Here is a 17,283-nt window from a genome sequence, read left to right as displayed (position 1 = left end):
CTCTTTGGGTGGGTGGGGTGCGCCTTGGGCTTCCTTCAGCACGGCCAGTGCACCGAAGGCGCCCTTCGGTGCAGGCGGCTAGCCGAGGGCGCGGGCGAGGTCGTCCAGGACCTTCATCGCGCCCGCCGGGCCGAGGCCGAGGAACCACACTTCGTCGTCGACGCGGACCGCGTGCTTCGCCTTGACCGCGCCGAGCCCGGCCCACAGCGCGCCGCCGGTCACGGTCTTCTCGTCCTGACTGGGGCCGGCACCATAGCTCGAGTAGAAGATCCAGTCGGCGTCGGCCTGGTCGATGCGTTCCGCCGCGACCTGCGTGGCGAGGTCGGCGATGTTCTGGTTGTCCGGCCTGGCGAGTCCGACGTCCTTCAGGATGACGCCGATGAACGAAAGATTCCCGTACAATCGGATGTTGCCGGACAGAAAACGGACGAGGGAGATCCTGGGGTTACCGGCGATTCCCTTCTTCACCTCGTTGGCGCGGTTCTGGTAGCCGTTGAGCAGTTCGACCGCCTTGCTCTCCTCGCCGAGCGAAGCACCGGCCAGCAGGAGGTTTTCCTTCCACGGGAAACCGGGGCGGATGCTGAATACCGTCGGTGCGATCTTCGACAGTTTCGGGTACAGATCGTTCGCACGCAGTTTGCTGCCGAGGATGAGATCCGGGTTCAGCCGCGCGATCGCCTCGAGATTGAGGTTGTCGATCTTCCCGACCGCCGGGATGCCCTTCGCCCGGTCGGCGAGATAGGACGGGACGCCGTCGGCCCCCGCCGTCGTGGCCATCCCCACCGGCGTGATCCCGAGCGAAAGCACGTCGTCGAGCTCACCACTGTCGAGCACGACGACGCGCGCCGGCTTCTTCTCCAGCTTCGTCTGCCCCAGCGCGTGGGTCACGGTGCGGGGGAAGACACCTGGGCCGACGTCGGCACCGAGTTTCGCGGTCGCCGTGTCGGCGGTGCTGAACAGTTTTCCGCCCTTCGCGACCTCGGTGTCCCCGACCCCCGACGAGCTTTGCGGAGCGGGCTGCCCGCAGGCCGCGACGAGGCCGCCGAGCGCCACCACGGCCGCCGTGGCGAGCATCCTCGTCCTGGTTGTCGCACGCATGCGATCGCCTCGCTCCGCGAGACAGTGTCCAATTCTCTTTTGGCGCATGATATCCATGATTCGCTCGCAAGCGTCGCTCATGGGTGTTCTCTCTTTCTCTTGCACGGGCTTCAGATCCGGCCCGCCCGGTTCGCCCTCGCGAGCAGCAGCAGGAGGTACGGGGCCCCGACCGCGCCCGTCACCACGCCGACGGGGAGCTGGGTGGTCCCCAGCAGATGCGCGGCGGCGAAGTCACCGGCCAGTGTCACCAGCGCGCCGGTCAGCGCGGCCGGGACCAGCGAGGGGCGGGAACCGCCCACCAGCCGGGTGGCGATCGGATTCGACACGAACGCGACGAACGCCACCGGCCCCGCGGCGGCGGTGGCCAGGCTCGCCAGCGCGACGCCGATCAGGATGAGCCCGAGCCTGCCGCGTTCGACGGCGACACCGATCCCCCGCGCGCTGTCGTCACCCAGTTGCAGGGCCGCGAGCGTGCGGCTGAGCAGCAACGCGAGCGGGACGAGAACGGCCATGCCCAGCGCCAGCGGCCCGACGTGCTCCCAGCCCCGGCCGTTGAGGTTGCCGGTCAGCCAGACCAGCGCCTGCTGGGCGAGCTGGACGTCGGCCCAGGTCATCAGGAACGAGATCACGCTGGACAGCACCGCGGCGATCCCGATGCCCACGAGCACGAGCCGGTAGCCGTTCATCCCGCGCCGCCAGGCCAGCAGGTAGATCGCCGCCGCGGTCGCCACCCCGCCCGCGAGCGCACCCGCCGACACGATCGCGCCCGACGCACCGAACACCACCAGGCAGACGACCCCGGCGGCGCTCGCCCCCGACGTCACGCCGACGACGTCCGGGCTGGCGAGCGGATTACGCAGCAGCCGCTGGAACAACGCGCCCGCGAGACCGAAGGCGACGCCGACGAGCAGTCCGCACACCGCGCGCGGTAGGCGCAGCTCGGTCACCACGTACACCCCGCGCCCGGTGCCCGAGCCGCTCAGGATCCGGAGCAGCTCGGGGATCGGCACGGTGAAGTCGCCGACCGAAAGGGACGCGCCGAACACGACCACGACGACGGCGAGCAGGAGCAGCGAAACGGTCCGCGCCCGCCGGACGCCGTGCCTGCGTGCGGCAGTCACGACGCGGACGGCGTCGGCCGGGGCGGTGCGGTTCACAGCTGCGCCAGCTTCCGGCGCCGGACCAGCACGACGAACACGGGCGCGCCGATGACGGCGGTGACGATGCCGACGGCGACCTCGGCTGGCCGGAGCACGACGCGGCCGACCACGTCCGCCACGAGCAGGAGCAGCGGCGCGAGCACCGCCGAGTACGGCAGCAGCCAGCGGTGATCGGGACCGGTGATCAGCCGCGCGACGTGCGGCACGGTGAGCCCGACGAACCCGATCGGCCCGGCGATCGCCGTCGCCGATCCACAAAGGACGATCACGGCCAGCGCGCACAGCAGCCGGGTGAGCACGACGTTCTGGCCGAGCGCGCGGGCGAGATCCTCACCCAGCGACAACGTGTTCAGCATCCGGGCCGAACCGAGGGCGAGCAGCACGCCGATGGCGAGGAACGGGAGTACCTGGCCGATCGCGGCCGGATCACGGCCGGTCAGCGAACCGACCTGCCAGAACCGGAACTGGTCGAACGTCGTCGTGTCGGTGAGCAGGACGCCGCTGGTGACCGAGGCGAGCGCCGCCGTCACCGCCGCTCCGGCGAGCGCCAGCTTCACCGGTGTCGCACCCTCGCGGCCGAGCGAGCCGATCGCGTAGACGACGGTGCCCGCGATCGCCGCACCGAGGAACCCCAGCCAGACGTAGCCGGTGACGCTGGTCAGTCCGAACACGGTGATGCCGAGCACGACGAACAGGGCCGCCCCCGCGTTCACCCCGAGAATCCCCGGATCCGCGAGGGGGTTGCGGGTGACGCCCTGGATGACGGCTCCGGCGAGGCCGAGCGCCACTCCGGCCAGGAGGCCGATCAGCGTGCGGGGCAGCCGAAGGTCGCGGACCACGACGTGGTCGGGATTCGCCGGGTCGAAGTGGATCAGCGCGTCGAACACGGTGCCCGGCGCGACGCCGCGAGCGCCGACCGCGATGCTGAGCACCACGGCCAGCGCGAGCACGGCGACGAGGACGAGCAGCCCGGCTGCCAGCGTCACGCCGCGATGACGACGCCGGACCTCGGTGCGTGGCGGGCTTTCGTGCACGCTCGTCACGAGCGGCGTCGGTATCGGGGCTGGGTCATCACGGGCTTTCGGGTCGGTCGTTAGGCGCGCCTACCCTAACCCGCGCAGCCGGGCGCCCCGCGCTTCACACCGCGGTGCGTGACGAGCGATACAGCTGGAAGGCGAGCACGAGCATGATGACCCCGAAGATCAGCGCGTAGATCCCGGCCATCACCGCGATGAAGACGGCACCGGCGTCCGGCCGGATGAAGATCAGCACCCCGAGCACCACCGACAGCGCGCCCGCGATGCCGAGGAACAGCTCGCCGCGGATCCACTTGCGCAGCCGGATCGCCGTGCTGATCTCCATGATCCCGGTGACCACCGCCCAGATCCCGACGAGCAGCGCGAGGGTCAGCGCGGTGATCGCCGGCCACACCAGTGTCAGTACGCCCGCGATGATGCCCAGCACCCCGGCGAGGATCGTGCCCCAGCGCCGCTCGGCCTCCTTCGGCTCGGCGAGCAGCGCGATCCCGTCGATGATCGCGTAGATCCCGAACACGAGGGCCAGCGCGACCGCCGTGACGCCGGGCCACACCAGGGCCAGGACGCCGAAGAGGATCGCGAACACACCCCGGATCACCAGCAGCGCCACCGCCGCGCCCGAACCACTCACCACGTCGACCTCCCTGTCCGTGACCGGCCGATCACGAACCTAACCCTGGGAATGCGCCACCGCCTGTCGAAACCACCACCCGGACAGGGGACCCTCCCGGCGTCGCGAACGGGCCTGGGCGGACCGGCACCTTCCGGAGTAAGGTCTTCCCCCGGAGGGTCCGGATTTTCGATGTGCCCGGTTTCCGGGCGGGCTAGCGGCTGAGGCGCCCGGGCGGCCCGGACGACGCCCTCCTGTTCCTGTGGCAGCGCACAACCGAATACGGCTCTGTAGGACAACCTTTCCGCCGGTACCGGGACCGTCGGTCGTGATGGGTGGACCTGTGGAGTTGCGTTCCGTGTTGATGCTGCCCGGCGCTGTCGTCGTGGTCTGCGTACTCGCCTTGCTCGTGTTGTGCCTGTGCGTCGTCTTCCGGGACGGTTCGGAGGGCTTGAAGCACGTGGCGGAGGTGCTCCGTGCCCTGCGCCGTCCGCGCCGCCGCCGGTAGCCGCCGGTCCCTCCATTGTGGACAGCCGGAGCGACGTCGCGTCAGGCGGCGTGCCGGCAGGTCGGGCAGGTGCAGTCGGAGCACACGCAGTGCGCGCAGTCGTCGGCGCAGTGCGCGCACTGACAGGTCGCGTGGTTGCACGTCGGGCAGGTGCAGTTCGCGCAGTCGCACACCGCGCAGCTGTCCGAACAGTCCGGGCAGGAGCACTTCGTGCATTCGTCGTAGTGGACGCCGTCGGCGTCCCGGTGTTCGCGGTGCAAGTGTCCATCGTGGACGTAGTCGACGTGGTCGTCGTGCAGTACGGCGTCGTGGCCGCAGCCGGGTCCGTGCGTGTGCCGGTGGGTCTCCGCGGCGGGGTGCTCCAGGGTGGTCATCGTCAGTCCTTTCGCGACGGTCGAGTGGGCACCCCTGACGGTCATATGCACGTTCACGCACGTCAAATCGGGAGACTCCGGCGTCCCCCGATCAGGTCACCAGGTCGGCCGCGCGCCGATCCCGCCGTCCACGACGAGGTTGTGCCCGGTGATCCAGGAAGCCATGTCCGAGGCGAGGAACACGCACGCGTCGCCGACGTCCCGGCCCCGCCCGACCCGGCCCAGCGGCGCGGCACGGTTCCACCGTTCGAGCCCCTCGGGCCAGTCGTCGGCCAGGCCCGGCCGGTCGATCAGACCGGGGGAAACGCTGTTGACGCGGATGCCGAACTCGCCGTATTCCAGCGCGGCCGCTCGCGCGTGCATGATCAGCCCGGCCTTGCTCGCGCTGTAGTGGGCGTGGCCGGGCGCCGGCTGCGTGCCCTCGATCGACGCGATGTGCGTGACGCTGCCGCCGTGCTCCCGCAACGCGGTCGCCGCCGCCTGAGTACACAGGAAGGCACCGGTCAGGTTCACGTCGACCAGCTCGCGCCAGCTCGCCGCCGACATCGTCGCCAGTGGCTCGACCGGCTGGATCCCGGCGTTGTTGACCAGCGCGTCGAGCCGTCCCGCCGAGGTCACCGCCTGCTCCACGATCCGGTGACACGTCCGCTCGTCGGTGAGATCCCCGCTCACCACGAAGGTGCTCCCGCCCTCGTCGGCGATGCGCCCGGCGAGCGCCGCGGCGTTCCCGGCGCTGTGGTGGTGATGGAGCACCACGGCGGCGCCCGCCCGCGCGAACCGCAAGGCGATCGCCTGCCCGATCCCGCCGCCCGCGCCGGTGACCAGCGCGACCTTTCCGGTCAGGTCCGGCAGGGCGGTGTCACGCATCGGGATCCTCCGTCATCCGCAGCCCGGCATCAGGACGGCACAGCGCGCCGATCCTGTCGGCGACAGCCGGATAGCGCGCGACGAGTTCGTCGGCGTCGCCGCCTTCGTAGTCGTCGGCCACGAAGCCCGGCGCCATCGTGGTCCCGCACAACGACCAGTGCCCGCCTGACGCGACCTGCGCGCCCATCCACGTTCCGGCGGGCACGGTCAGCTGGAGGTGCTGACCCGCCGCGGGCCCGAGGATCTCGACGCGCGCCTCGCCGTTTTCGGCCAGCAGCAGGAGTTCGAGCGGATCACCGCGGTAGAAGTGCCAAACCTCGTCGATCGGCAGCCGGTGCATCGCCGAGAATAGCCCACCGGTGGCGAACAGCGCGATGATCGCCGTACCCGCCGGACGTCCGGTTCCGTCCACGGGTCCGGCCCAGGTTTGCCGGAACAACCCGCCCTCGACCGGCAGCGGTTCGAGCCCGTACTGCCGTGCCAGTTCCGCCACCGTCGTGTCCATGATCACCAGCCTAGACACCGAGACGGGTCTGGATGGCCGCTGCCGCCGCGACCGCTCCCCCGCCTTCGCCGAGAGACGCGCCCACCTCCTTCGCCGCTGCCCGCAGCGACGAGTCCGCCAAGGCGCGTTCGACGGCGGCACGCAGCTCCCCGGCGGGGACGGGCCGGTGGGACATGGTGTGCCGCAACACCGTTCCCGCTCCCCGCTCGGCGACCCGCTGGCCGATCATCAGCTGTTCGGCCTGCTGGGGGACCACGACCAGCGGCACACCACAGGCCAGTCCTTCCAGCGCGCTGTTCATTCCGCCGTGGGTGACGAACGCCGCCGCGTGGCGCAACACCTCGCGCTGCGGCACGGAAGCACGGACCAGCGTGTTCGACGGCGGGCGGCCCAGTGCCGCGGGGTCGACGCCGCCGCTCGCGATCAGGACGCGCGCGGGCAGGTCTGCCAGCGCTGCGAAACAGGCGTGGAAGAAGGCGTCGCTGCCCGCGTGGAGCGTGCCCAGCGAGACGAGGACCAGCGGCCCGGAGCCGTCGAGAAACGCGGCGAGTTCGGCGTCGGGCGCACCGCCCCCGCCCTCTTCGAAGGTGGGACCGACGTAGTGGCAGCTCGCGTCGATGCGCGGGTTGTCGCCCTGGAGCCAGCGCGGGATCGGGAAGATCGTGATGTCTCCGCGCATCGGCAGGGTCGGTGACGGCGGATAGAGCCGCTTCCCAAAGCGCCGCACCACCCGCTGCTTCGCCGCCACCGTGCGGGGCAGGTCCCGGAGCGTCGGCCCGAGGTAGTGACCCCATTCGCGCGCGGTCAGGCAGGAGAGATCCTTGCCGCCGACCATGAACGTCGTCATCAGCGAGATCATCGGCACGCCGAGGCTCGCCGCGGCCATCCGGCCCCAGATCGCGTTGGAATCGAACGCGATCGCCGCGGGCGGACTCCCGGCCAACTCGTCGCGCAGGAACGGCAGCAACGACTCCGTCGCCTCGAGCACCCGGGTGACCACCCGGAGCGTGCTGCCGGACCGCGTGGCGTCCGCGATGTCGGCGACGCTGATCGTGCCCGGCGGATAGGCCCGGAACTCGCAGCCGGCGCGCTCGACCGGCGCCCGGAACTCTTCGCCCGTGTAGTACGTGACCTCGACTCCGCGCCGGGTCAGTTCGCGCAGGATCGGCAGACTCGGGTTGACGTGCCCCCACGCGGGCATGCCCGCCATCACCACTCGGCTCATGACGCCATGAAACTACACTCGATGTAAGTTCGCAATGTGTTCACAAGTACAGGTGATGTAACATCCTGGGCATGGACGAGTCCCGGCGCGAACGCAAGAAGCGGCAGACGAGACGCCTGATCGCGGAGACGGCGATCCGGCTGTTCTCGGAACAGGGATACGAACAGACCACCGTGGCGCAGATCGCCACGGCCGCGGACGTGGCCACCAAGACGTTCTTCAACCACTTCCCCAGCAAGGAAGCCGTGCTGTTCCCCGACACCGGGCGGAACGCCGCCGTCGCGGTCGAGGTGATCGCGGACCGGAAGCCGGACGAGCCGGTCGCCGACCTGCTGGCCCGTGCCTACGAGGCCATGCTGGCCGACCATCGCGCCGAAAGCGCCGGGCGGGACGACCGGGAACTGAGGGAGCTCTACACCCGGCTGATCATGACCGTGCCCGCCCTGCAGGCCAGGGCGCTGCGCCTGGAGTTCGCCGAGCAGCGGACGATCGCCGCCGCCCTCCTGCGGGCCTGCCCGGACGTGCTCGACGCGATCAGCGCCGCCGCGGTGGTCGGCGCCATGGTGGGTGCCGTGCAGGGGGCGGCGCTCACCAGTCTCGAAGCCGGTCAGTCCGAAAAGGACTTCTGGAAGGCCATGCGGCGTGGCATCGACATCGGCCTGTACGGTCTGGGCGGCTGACCTCCGCCGCGTGTCATCGGGATTTCATCGGCGACCCCTACGCTTCGCCGCGATGCGAAAATTCGTGAAGGTCCTGACGGTGATCAGTTTTCTCCTGTGCGTCGCGGGTGGTCTCCTGTGGTGGAAGCACACCGGCGCGAACCCGGTGTGCGACGGGAAGGACATGCGCCCCGGCGACGTCTGCCAGCGGATCCGCGCCGGTACGTCGATGAGCTACGACGAGGCGAAGGCGTCGCTGGAGGACTCCGTCCCGGTCGACATGGGACTGTTCTTCGGCGGCGGAGCCGTCTTCGTCCTGTCCCTCATCGGCGGCGTCTATCTGCGACGGGCGAACACCAGGACGTCCTGACGAGCTACCGCGCGCTCACGCTGACCGGGAGATCCTTGAGGCCGTTCACGAAGTTGGACCGCACGCGGCGTGGTGTGCCGGTCAGCCGGATCGACGAGATCCGGGCGACGAGCTCGGTGAACATCAGCCGCAGTTCCATCCGGGCGAGGTGGCTGCCGAGGCAGAAGTGCGGCCCGCCCTTGCCGAAGGCGAGGTGGTCGTTGGGCGAGCGGGTGACGTCGAAACGGTGCGGCTCGGCGAAGACGCCGGGGTCGCGGTTGCCCGCGGCGAACCACAGGACCACCTTGTCCCCCTCGGAGATCCGCCTGCCGCCCAGCTCGACGTCCGCGGTCGCGGTGCGGCGGAAGTGGTGGATCGGCGAGGCCCAGCGGAGGAACTCCTCCACCGCGCCGGGCATCAGCTCCGGGCGTTCCCGCAGGAGGGCGAGCTGGTCCGGGTGCTCCAGCAGTGCCAGCATCGCGTGCGAGATGGCGTGCCTTGTCGTCTCGTTGCCCGCGACCACCAACAGCAGGAAGTAGTTGCGGAAGTCCGTTTCGGACAGTGGCACCCCGTCGCGCGGTGTCCGGTCGACCAGTTTGGACACCAGGTCGTCGCCGTCCGAACCGCGGCGCCGCGCGGCCAGTTCCTCCCCGTAGGCGAACACTTCGAGCGAGGCCGGGCTACGGAACGGCAGATCGCGATACTGGTCGCTGTCCGCGCTGCCGAGCAGGACGTCGGCGTAGTCCGGGTCCGTGTTGCCGATGATGCGGTTGCCCCATGCGATGAGCTGCCCGGTGTCCTCGTCCGGAACGCCGAGCATGCGCGCCAGTACCCGGATCGGGAAGTCGGCGCTCACCTCGCGCACGAAGTCGAAGGTGCCCTTCGCCAGCGCTTTGTCCACTGTGGACGCCGTCAGGCCGCGCAGGAACGTCTCGTAACCCGCGAGCCGGCGCGGCGTGAAGTCCCGTTGCAGCAGCTGACGCAGCGCCCGGTGCCGTGGCCCGTCGGTCTCCAGCATGGAACGCCGGATGTCGGCCAGGTCGTCGTCCACCTCCTCGAGATTGACGAACTTCTCCGAGGTGAACGTCGCTGTGTCGCGGAGGGCGCGCACGATGTCGGCGTGCCGGGTCAGGCTCCAGTAGCCGGCGCCGGACCGCTCGCGGGTCCAGGCCACCGGGTCGGTGCGGCGCAGTTCGTCGAAGGCCCGCCAGGCCTCACCACGCTGGAAGAGATCGAGGTCGTCGAGATCGGTGCTGATCGCTGTGCTCACGGTGCTCTCCCGGGCTCAGAGGTGGTGGACGTACTCCCGCAGTTCCCAGTCGCTGACCCAGGCGCGGTAACGCTCGACCTCGTCGCGTTTGAACGCCGTGAACGAGGACACCAGCCGTTTGCCGAGTTTCCCCTGCAACGCCGCGTCGGCCTCGAAGGCGTCGAGCGCGGCCGACAGCGATGTCGGCAACACGGGCGCCTTGGCCGGGTCGTAGCCGTAGCCGTCGAGAGGCGCCGGTGGCTCGGCCCCGGCCTCGATGCCCAGCTGCATCGCGGCCAGTACTCCGCCGTAGAGCAGGTAGGGATTCGCCGAGCTGTCGGGCAGGCGCAGCTCCACACGGGTCGCGTCGCCACGCTCGGGCGGGATGCGGACCATCGCGCTGCGGTTGTCCAGTCCCCAGTCGATCAGCCAGGGGGCCAGGGTGTCGGGACCGAACCGCTTGTAGGAGTTGACCGTCGGATTGGCCAGCGCGGCGAGCGCCGGCGCGTGCGCGAGCACCCCGGCCAGCGCGTGGCGCAGCACGGCGGAAAGCCCGAACTGGCCGGCCGGATCGACACCGACGTTGCGGCCGTCGGCATCGGTCAGCGAGACGTGCAGATGGAATCCGGACGCGCCCTCGCCGTTGAACGGCTTGGCCATGAACGTCGCCATCCGGCCCGCGCGCCGTTCCAGCTCCTTGATCGCGGATTTGAACCGGAAGGCGCGGTCGGCCGAATCCACGGCCGCCGAATGCGCGAGGTTGATCTCGAACTGGCCGGGACAGAACTCGTGGTTCCCCGCGGTCACGCCGATGCCGAGGTCACGCAACTGACGCAGGGTCGCCGTCAGGTGCCCGCCGGGATCACCCTTCGCACCGGTGACGTAGATGTTGCCGGACTCGTCGCCGTAGCGCCGCCAGCCGTCCCCGTCTCGCTCCAGCACGAAGTACTCCAGCTCGGGGCCCACCACCGGGTGCAGACCGGTCGCGTGGAACGTCTCGACGATGCCGCGCAGCACGGTGCGGGGCGATTCGTCGCACGGCGCGCCGGAGGGATCGAACACGTTGCCGAGGCAGGACGCGACGCCGTCCTCCCAGGGGACGTCGGCGATCGTGGTGAGGTCCGGGAAGACCTTCACGTCCGGCAGGCCCGCGTCGAGCCCGCCCTCGACGTCGAGCGTCTCACCCCGCGTCGTCGTGTGGTAGACGGCGCGGCAGAACGCGAGGCCGTGCTCCATCACCGCGGGCAGCTGCGCCACGAGCACCTCGCGGGACCGTTCGGTCCCCATCAGGTCGGGATAGCCCACCCGCAGGACGTCGACCCCCCTCGCCGTGAGGTCCTCGACGGTGCGCCGCACGCCATCGCGATCGGGCGGGGTGTCCATGACCAGCCTCCCGGGTTGTCGTTTGGGACCGAACTATAGGCCGGGCCACCGGGGCCGACAAGCCCCTTTGATCAGCTTCTCCGCCCGCCCCGGAGTTGATATCGTTAGCTCCCAAACGTTCGTCTGCCGCTGGTTGGAGGCCGTCTCATGGCGCCGGTACGAGGATTCTTCTACCCCCGCACCCCGACGGGGCGGGCGGCACTGATCCCCCCGCCGCCGTGGCACTACTCCGGCGACCTGCTGACGATCGAATACCGCACCGATCCGGCGAAGGTCGCCGCCCTGCTGCCCGCGCCCCTGCTGCCCGCCGAGGAGGACCCCGGCGCGGTCGCGCTCATCTGGGCGGACTGGCAGTCCTGCTCGGCGGACGGCCACCAGCTGCTCGACCCGGTTTCCGCGCAGTACAAGGAATGTTTCGCGGTGGTGCGCTGCCGGTTCGAGGGCAGGACCTACTCGCGCTGCGTGTACATCTGGGTGGACAAGGATTTCGCGATCGCGCGCGGGATCCACCAGGGTTACCCGAAGAAGCTCGGCTCGATCCACCAGACGCGCCCGCATCCCTACGGTCCCGCGCCGAGGCTTGCGCCCGGTGCCCGCTTCGGCGCCACGCTCGCCGCCGGGGACCGCCGCCTCGCCGAGGCGGTGGTGACGCTGGAGGCGGAGAGCGGGACCGGCGGGTTCGTCAACGGGCACCCGATGGCCCACCACCGCTGGCTGCCCGGCATCGCGAAGGACGCGCCGGACGCCGTCGCCGAGCTGATCGCCTCGGGTGCGGCGGCGTTCGAGGGCGGGCAGGTCTGGCGGGGCAGCGCGGAGCTGCGGCTGTTCCCGTCGCCGGCCGAGGAACTGGCCGAGCTTACGGTCGACGAGCCGATCGGCGCCTACTACCAGCAGATCGGCGTCGTCTGGGACGGCGGATCGGTGCTGGCCCCCCGGGTCTGAGCGTGGGCTGAAGGGGACTTTCATCGCACGAGACGCGACGAAAGTCCCCTTCAGCACGTCCTACGAGAGGAAGGTCCCCTTCAGAGCGGGCGGGACCACTCGGCGTACTCGGGCAGCAACCGCCGCCCATTGGCCGCGAAGAACGCGCGGACGATGACACCACGGGCGATCCGGATCGCGGGCGGCCCGTCCAGCGCGGCGAACTCCCTGGCCTTGTCGCTGTAGAAACCCTGTCTCCGATAGCGGCGCGTTCGTTCGTCGAAGACCTCTTCGATCATTTCGTCCGGGGTCCGCCCGACGAACTCGGCGAACTGCGCCAGGGCCGCCAACCGTGCCGCGCGGTCGGCCTCCGGCAGCCGGGCGAGTGATCTCGCGTACCGCCGCACGGTGATGAACTCGGTGAACGCCACCCTCCCCATGAGGCCTCCCTTCGCGGACCCGGCCGGCGGGTGGATCGGGGCGGTGGGGGTGAACGCCCCGATCCACGTCCGGGGGCGGTCCGGTCCGCGCGCCTCCTAGGCTGTGGTCCGTGCCTCAGATCCGCACCAACCGAATGTCAACAGTTGCTCAACGGCCGCCCCGGCGCTGTTGCCACCGCCGAAACCGCGGAGCAGCATGAGGTTCCGTGACTTGGGAGGTACGGCCGAGGTGGCACCGAGCGCTCGACGCCGGATACTCGTCGTCGACGACGACGAGCGGGTCCGCACGGTCGTGACCTGGCAGCTGGAGGCCGACGGTTTCCTGGTGACCGAGGCCGGCGACGGCCACACCGCGCTCGAACGGATCGCCGCCGAACCACCCGACCTCATGGTCCTCGACCTGTCACTGCCCGGCCTCGGCGGGCTCGACGTCCTGCGGCGGGTCCGCCACGACCGGTCACGGACGCCGTTGCCCGTGGTCGTCCTCAGCGGACGCAGCGGCGAGACCGACCGCATCGTCGGGCTGGACCTCGGCGCCGACGACTACCTCGTGAAACCGTTCTCCCCCGAGGAACTCGCCGCGCGGGTGCGGTCGGTACTGCGCCGCAGCGTCCCGGTGGCCACAGTGGACGGCGAGACCGAGGACGGCCTCCGCATCGACACCGCCGCCCGCCAGGTCACCCTGGACGGCGCGTTCGTGGAACTGACGGCCAAGGAGTTCGACCTGCTCGTGTTCCTGGCCCAGCACCCCGGGCAGGTGTTCACTCGCGCGCAGCTGCTGCAGGCGGTCTGGCGGTCCTCCCCCGGCTGGCAGTCCGACGCCACCGTCACCGAGCACATCCACCGGCTGCGCGCCAAGCTCGAAACCGGCCCCGGCGGCCCGCGCAGGCTGCGCACCGTCCGCGGCGTCGGCTACCGCTGGGAACGCGCATGATCCCGAACCTCCCGCGCGTCGAGTCCGCGTTCGACCACGCCGACAGCCTGCTGCTGCTCGAACGGGAGACGCGGGTACTGGACCTGCTCGCCTCCGGCGCCGAACTCGGCGACGTCCTCGGCGCGGTGACCGAGGCGCTCAACGAGCTGCTGCCGTACTCGCGGTGTTCCATCCTGCTGCTCGACTCCACGCGGGCGACGCTGCACCACGGCGCCGCGTCCGGGCTGCCCGCGCACTACGTCGAGGCGATCGACGGGCTGTCCATCGGGCCCGAGGCGGGCTCCTGCGGCACCTCCGCGTACCACGGGACCCAGGTGGTCGTCGAGGACATCGCGACCGACCGCCGCTGGGACGACTACCGCGCGCTGGCCGAACTGGCCGGACTGCGCTCCTGCTGGTCCCAGCCCGTCCTCGGCCGCGACGGCGGTGTGCTGGGCACCTTCGCCGTGTACCACACCGAACCGCACCTTCCGCCGGAACGCGAGGTGCGGCTGGTGGAGCAGTTCACCCACCTCGCCTCGGTCGCCATCGAGCACGCGCGGCTGTTCGGCGCGCTCGCCGAAAGCGAGGAACGCTTCCGCCGCGCCTTCGAGGACAACGCCGTCGGCATGGCGCTCGTCGGCCTCGACCGCCGGTTCACCAGGGTCAACCGCGCGCTGCGGGTCCTGCTCGGACTGTCCGAAGTGGACCTTCTCGGCGTCGAGCTCGGTGCCGTGCTCCGGCCGGACCTGGTCGAGCACACCGCGGACGTCCTCACCGACCTCGTCGACGGCGACGCCGACAGCGTCCAGTTCGAAACGGTGTGCGTCGGCAGCGGCGGCGTCGAGATCGTCGCCGCGGCGACCGCGTCGGTCGTGCGGCGTGCCGACGGCGAGAAGATGTACCTGAGCCTCAACCTGCTCGACATCACCCAGCGCCGCGCCGCCGACCGGGAACGGCGTGCCCGGCGAGAGGCCGAGGTCGCCCGGCACGCGGCCGAAGCGTCCAACCGGGCGAAGTCGGAGTTCCTGACGTCGCTGTCCCACGAGCTGCGCACCCCGATGCAGGCCATCACCGGCTTCGCCGAACTCCTGCGGCGCCTCGACCTTCCCGCCGAACGCCGCCAGTCGGCGCTGCACCACATCACCGAGGCGAGCGACCACATCCTCGCGCTCGTCGACGACGTCCTCGACGTCGCCAAGATCGAGGCGGGCGCACTCGAGGTCCGGCCGGAGCCGCTCGAACTGCGCCAGCTCGTCGGCGAGGTCGTCGCGCTGCTCGAACCGCTTTCCCACCATCGGATCTCGCTGCGCGTCGAAGGCCCCGAACGCCGGATCAGCGCCGATCGGCGGCGGCTGCGCCAGGTGCTGATCAACCTGGTCACCAACGCGATCCGGCACAACGAGCCCGACGGCTGGGTGCTCGTCGAGACCGCGGAGACCGGCGAAGGTGCCCTGATCCGGGTGACCGACTCCGGACCGGGCATCAGCCCCGAACTCCAGGAGCGGCTGTTCGTCCCGTTCCAGCGGCTCGACGCCGAGGCACGCGGCGTGCCGGGCGCCGGGCTCGGCCTCGTGCTCGCCCGCGGCCTGACCGAGGCGATGGGCGGTACCCTGCGCCTGACCAGCACGCCCGGCACCGGTACGTGTGTCGAGGTCGCGCTCCCTGCCGGATGACCACGTCGCCGCCCCTCCCCGCGTGCCGAAGGACGCCTTCGGAGCGGCCAGCGCACTGAAAGCGTCCTTCAGCACTTCCGGCAGGCGGAACCCGGCCTCGCGGCGGTGACCAGTGCGTCGAACAGTGCCTGGTGCGCCGGGTCTTCGGCAGCCGAATCCTCCGGATGCCATTGCACACCAAGGAAGTCCACATCGGACAGTTCGGCGGCCTCGACCGTGCCGTCCTCGGCCCAGGCCACCGGCCGCAACCCCGCGCCGAGCCGGTCGAGACGCTGATGGTGGAAGCACGAAGCCTCGACCTTCTCCCCCACCAGCCCGGCCGTGCGCGAGCCTGGTTCGACGCGGACACCGTGCACGAGGTGCCGATGCGCCCCGGACATGTGCTGGTCCAGCGTTCCGCCGAGCGCGACGTTGACGACCTGCAGGCCGCGGCAGATCGCCAGCAGCGGCCGCCCGGTGTCCAGCGTCCACCGGGCGAGCGCGAGGTCGAACTCGTCCTGCGCGGTGTCCACGTCGTACACCTCGCCCGAGCGGGTCGGCTGCCCGTAACGCGCCGGGTCGAGATCCCCGCCGCCGGGCAGCAGGACTCCGTCCGCAAAGGACAGACGTGTGACGTCACCCTCCGGGTGTACGGTGAGCGGCTCGCCCCCGGCGGCCAGCACGGCAGCCGACAATGCCCGCGCGGTGACGACGGCCGAGTAGCGCAACGCCGACGTCGAAGTCGCGAAGCGCGCGGGAATCACGATGAGCGGCCTCACGGCAACGCGATCCACGTCGTCTTGAGATCGGTGAACTTCTCCAGTGCGTGCAAGGACTTGTCCCGCCCGTGCCCGGAAAGTTTCGTCCCGCCGAAGGGGACGCTCAGATCGCCCTCCTCGTAGCAGTTGACCCACACCGTGCCCGCCCGCAGCGCCCGCGAGATCCGGTGCGCGCGGCCGAGATCACGGGTCCACACGGCCGCCGCCAGCCCGTACTCGGTGTCGGCCGCCAGCGCCACCGCCTCCTCGACGGTGTCGAACGTCAGCACGGACAGGACCGGGCCGAAGATCTCCTCCCGCGCGACCCGCATGCCCGGGGTGACCCGGTCGAGCACGGTCGGCGTCAGGTAGCTGCCCCCGCTGTCCACCCGCACCCGATCCCCGCCGACACGTACCCGCGCGCCTTCTTCGAGCGCGACGTCGACGTGCGACAGGACCGAGCCCAAGTGTTCTTCGCTGACGACCGGGCCCATCTTCGTCACCGGGTCCAGCGGGTCACCGGGCGCGAAGTCGGCGGCACGCGCGACGACGCGCTCCAGCACCTCGTCCGCGACGCTCTTGTGCACCACCAGCCGCGAGGGTGCCGTACACATCTCGCCGGAGTTGAAGAAGATGCCCCACGCCGAGGTGTCGGCCGCCGCGCCGAGTTCCGGCGCGTCGTCGAGGATGATGTTGGGCGACTTCCCGCCGAGTTCCAGCCAGACCCGTTTGAGGTTGGAATCCGCGGCGTAGCGCAGGAAATGCCTGCCGACCTCGGTCGAGCCGGTGAACGTCACGACGTCGACGCCCGGATGCAGGCCGAGCGCCCTGCCGGTGACCTCGCCGGGGCCGTTGACGACGTTCAGCACACCCTCGGGCAACCCCGCCTCGGCGGCGAGCCGCGCCAGGTGCAGCGCGGACAACGGGGACTGTTCGGCGGGTTTGAGCACGACGGTGCATCCGGCGGCCAGCGCCGGGCCGAGCTTCCAGCCCGCCATGGTCAACGGGAAGTTCCACGGCACGACGGCCGCGACGACACCAGCCGGTTCGCGGGTCACCAGCGCGAGGGCGTCCGGCCCGGCGTCGGGGATCTCGCCCGCGTTCTTGTCCGCCGCTTCGGCGTACCAGCGCAGGGTGTTCACCAGCGCGGCGAGTTCGACGTTCCGCGCGTCGGAGATCGGCTTGCCCATCTCCAGCGAGACGCTCAACGCGAGCACGTCCGCGTCGCGGTCCACCAGTTCCGCCAGCCGCAGCAGGTGTTTCGCGCGTTCACGCGGTTTGAGACGCGGCCATGGCCCTTCGTCGAAGGCACGCCGGGCGGCGGCCACCGCGCGATCGACGTCCTTCTCCCCCGCCGCGGCGACCTCGGCGAGCACCCTGCCGTCGCGGGGCGACGTGACCGGCATCGGCGTGCCGTCGGCCGGGTCGATGAACGTGCCGCCGACGAACAGCCCGCGCGGCGAGGACATCCGCGCCGCCAGCCGCAGCCAGTCGTCGTGACCGAGGGACATGGCACCTCCGAGAGTGAACACACCGGGCTTGACCGCGGTGATGCGGTCACTTACGTTTGGG

19 protein-coding genes are annotated in these 17,283 nt (G+C 70.8%); 6 read left to right on the top strand and 13 right to left on the bottom strand.

Going from position 1 to position 17,283, the window contains the following annotated elements:
• Positions 1–78: 78 nt before the first annotated feature.
• From ACFW0G_RS13305 to ACFW0G_RS13290, 4 genes are all read right to left on the bottom strand, one after another.
• The gene (locus ACFW0G_RS13305; protein ID WP_378325347.1) at positions 79–1,098 is read right to left on the bottom strand and encodes an ABC transporter substrate-binding protein; all 1,020 of its coding nucleotides are present in this window, start codon (positions 1,096–1,098) and stop codon (positions 79–81) included.
• 110 nt (positions 1,099–1,208) lie between these two features.
• Positions 1,209–2,255: a FecCD family ABC transporter permease gene (locus tag ACFW0G_RS13300; RefSeq protein WP_378325346.1), complete on the bottom strand. Its 1,047-nt coding sequence runs from the start codon at positions 2,253–2,255 to the stop codon at positions 1,209–1,211.
• Complete coding sequence (locus tag ACFW0G_RS13295; protein WP_378325345.1) at positions 2,252–3,301, bottom strand: FecCD family ABC transporter permease; 1,050 nt, start codon at positions 3,299–3,301, stop codon at positions 2,252–2,254. The genes ACFW0G_RS13300 and ACFW0G_RS13295 overlap by 4 nt, the downstream gene beginning before the upstream one ends.
• Before the next feature lie 94 nt (positions 3,302–3,395).
• Entirely contained in the window at positions 3,396–3,929 is a 534-nt protein-coding gene (locus ACFW0G_RS13290; RefSeq protein ID WP_378325344.1) for an HdeD family acid-resistance protein, read from the bottom strand.
• Positions 3,930–4,236: 307 nt separating this feature from the next.
• On the opposite strand from ACFW0G_RS13290, the gene ACFW0G_RS13285 reads away from it, so the two are divergent.
• On the top strand, positions 4,237–4,413 hold the full coding sequence (locus ACFW0G_RS13285; protein ID WP_378325343.1) for a hypothetical protein: 177 nt from the start codon (positions 4,237–4,239) through the stop codon (positions 4,411–4,413).
• 41 nt (positions 4,414–4,454) lie between these two features.
• Here ACFW0G_RS13285 and ACFW0G_RS13280 read toward each other — a convergent pair whose 3' ends face one another.
• The 4 genes from ACFW0G_RS13280 to ACFW0G_RS13265 all read right to left on the bottom strand — a co-directional run bounded on the left by ACFW0G_RS13280 (position 4,455) and on the right by ACFW0G_RS13265 (position 7,384).
• Positions 4,455–4,787: a hypothetical protein gene (locus ACFW0G_RS13280; protein ID WP_378325342.1), complete on the bottom strand. Its 333-nt coding sequence runs from the start codon at positions 4,785–4,787 to the stop codon at positions 4,455–4,457.
• Positions 4,788–4,883: 96 nt separating this feature from the next.
• Positions 4,884–5,654 carry an SDR family NAD(P)-dependent oxidoreductase gene (locus tag ACFW0G_RS13275; protein ID WP_378325340.1) on the bottom strand — a complete coding sequence of 257 codons (771 nt, stop codon included), beginning with the start codon at positions 5,652–5,654 and terminating at the stop codon, positions 4,884–4,886.
• Positions 5,647–6,159, bottom strand: a complete 513-nt coding sequence (locus ACFW0G_RS13270; protein WP_378325339.1) for a cupin domain-containing protein — start codon at positions 6,157–6,159, stop codon at positions 5,647–5,649. The genes ACFW0G_RS13275 and ACFW0G_RS13270 overlap by 8 nt, the downstream gene beginning before the upstream one ends.
• A 10-nt stretch (positions 6,160–6,169) precedes the next feature.
• Complete coding sequence (locus ACFW0G_RS13265) at positions 6,170–7,384, bottom strand: macrolide family glycosyltransferase (protein ID WP_378325337.1); 1,215 nt, start codon at positions 7,382–7,384, stop codon at positions 6,170–6,172.
• A gap of 71 nt (positions 7,385–7,455) precedes the next feature.
• Here ACFW0G_RS13265 and ACFW0G_RS13260 point away from each other — a divergent pair, with 71 nt between their 5' ends.
• Together ACFW0G_RS13260 and ACFW0G_RS13255 are read left to right on the top strand one after the other, a co-directional pair.
• The gene (locus ACFW0G_RS13260; protein ID WP_378325336.1) at positions 7,456–8,064 is read left to right on the top strand and encodes a TetR/AcrR family transcriptional regulator; all 609 of its coding nucleotides are present in this window, start codon (positions 7,456–7,458) and stop codon (positions 8,062–8,064) included.
• Positions 8,065–8,116: 52 nt separating this feature from the next.
• Positions 8,117–8,413 carry a hypothetical protein gene (locus ACFW0G_RS13255; RefSeq protein WP_378325334.1) on the top strand — a complete coding sequence of 99 codons (297 nt, stop codon included), beginning with the start codon at positions 8,117–8,119 and terminating at the stop codon, positions 8,411–8,413.
• 4 nt (positions 8,414–8,417) lie between these two features.
• Here the strand turns inward: ACFW0G_RS13255 and ACFW0G_RS13250 are convergent, their stop codons facing one another.
• A complete protein-coding gene (locus ACFW0G_RS13250) occupies positions 8,418–9,662 on the bottom strand; it encodes a cytochrome P450 (protein WP_378325332.1) in 1,245 nt (414 codons plus the stop codon).
• Positions 9,663–9,677: 15 nt separating this feature from the next.
• The gene (locus ACFW0G_RS13245; protein WP_378325331.1) at positions 9,678–11,024 is read right to left on the bottom strand and encodes a glutamine synthetase family protein; all 1,347 of its coding nucleotides are present in this window, start codon (positions 11,022–11,024) and stop codon (positions 9,678–9,680) included.
• Between the two features lie 147 nt (positions 11,025–11,171).
• Here ACFW0G_RS13245 and ACFW0G_RS13240 point away from each other — a divergent pair, with 147 nt between their 5' ends.
• Complete coding sequence (locus ACFW0G_RS13240; RefSeq protein WP_378325330.1) at positions 11,172–11,966, top strand: acetoacetate decarboxylase family protein; 795 nt, start codon at positions 11,172–11,174, stop codon at positions 11,964–11,966.
• 80 nt (positions 11,967–12,046) lie between these two features.
• Here ACFW0G_RS13240 and ACFW0G_RS13235 read toward each other — a convergent pair whose 3' ends face one another.
• Entirely contained in the window at positions 12,047–12,385 is a 339-nt protein-coding gene (locus ACFW0G_RS13235; protein ID WP_378325329.1) for a hypothetical protein, read from the bottom strand.
• A gap of 196 nt (positions 12,386–12,581) precedes the next feature.
• On the opposite strand from ACFW0G_RS13235, the gene ACFW0G_RS13230 reads away from it, so the two are divergent.
• Together ACFW0G_RS13230 and ACFW0G_RS13225 are read left to right on the top strand one after the other, a co-directional pair.
• Entirely contained in the window at positions 12,582–13,319 is a 738-nt protein-coding gene (locus tag ACFW0G_RS13230) for a response regulator transcription factor (protein WP_378325328.1), read from the top strand.
• Positions 13,316–14,974, top strand: a complete 1,659-nt coding sequence (locus ACFW0G_RS13225; RefSeq protein ID WP_378325327.1) for an ATP-binding protein — start codon at positions 13,316–13,318, stop codon at positions 14,972–14,974. The genes ACFW0G_RS13230 and ACFW0G_RS13225 overlap by 4 nt, the downstream gene beginning before the upstream one ends.
• Positions 14,975–15,042: 68 nt before the next feature.
• Here ACFW0G_RS13225 and ACFW0G_RS13220 read toward each other — a convergent pair whose 3' ends face one another.
• Together ACFW0G_RS13220 and ACFW0G_RS13215 are read right to left on the bottom strand one after the other, a co-directional pair.
• A complete protein-coding gene (locus ACFW0G_RS13220) occupies positions 15,043–15,732 on the bottom strand; it encodes a gamma-glutamyl-gamma-aminobutyrate hydrolase family protein (protein WP_378325325.1) in 690 nt (229 codons plus the stop codon).
• Positions 15,729–17,222 (bottom strand): aldehyde dehydrogenase, encoded by a 1,494-nt coding sequence (locus tag ACFW0G_RS13215; RefSeq protein WP_378325324.1) that lies wholly within the window; start codon positions 17,220–17,222, stop codon positions 15,729–15,731. The genes ACFW0G_RS13220 and ACFW0G_RS13215 overlap by 4 nt, the downstream gene beginning before the upstream one ends.
• Between the last annotated feature and the right edge of the window lie 61 nt (positions 17,223–17,283).

The organism is Amycolatopsis sp. NPDC058986 (assembly GCF_042741125.1).
Taxonomy (GTDB): Bacteria; Actinomycetota; Actinomycetes; order Mycobacteriales; family Pseudonocardiaceae; genus Amycolatopsis.
The sequence above is the reverse complement of the archived record's forward strand: the minus strand, read 5'-3'. Positions and strand labels throughout refer to the sequence as shown.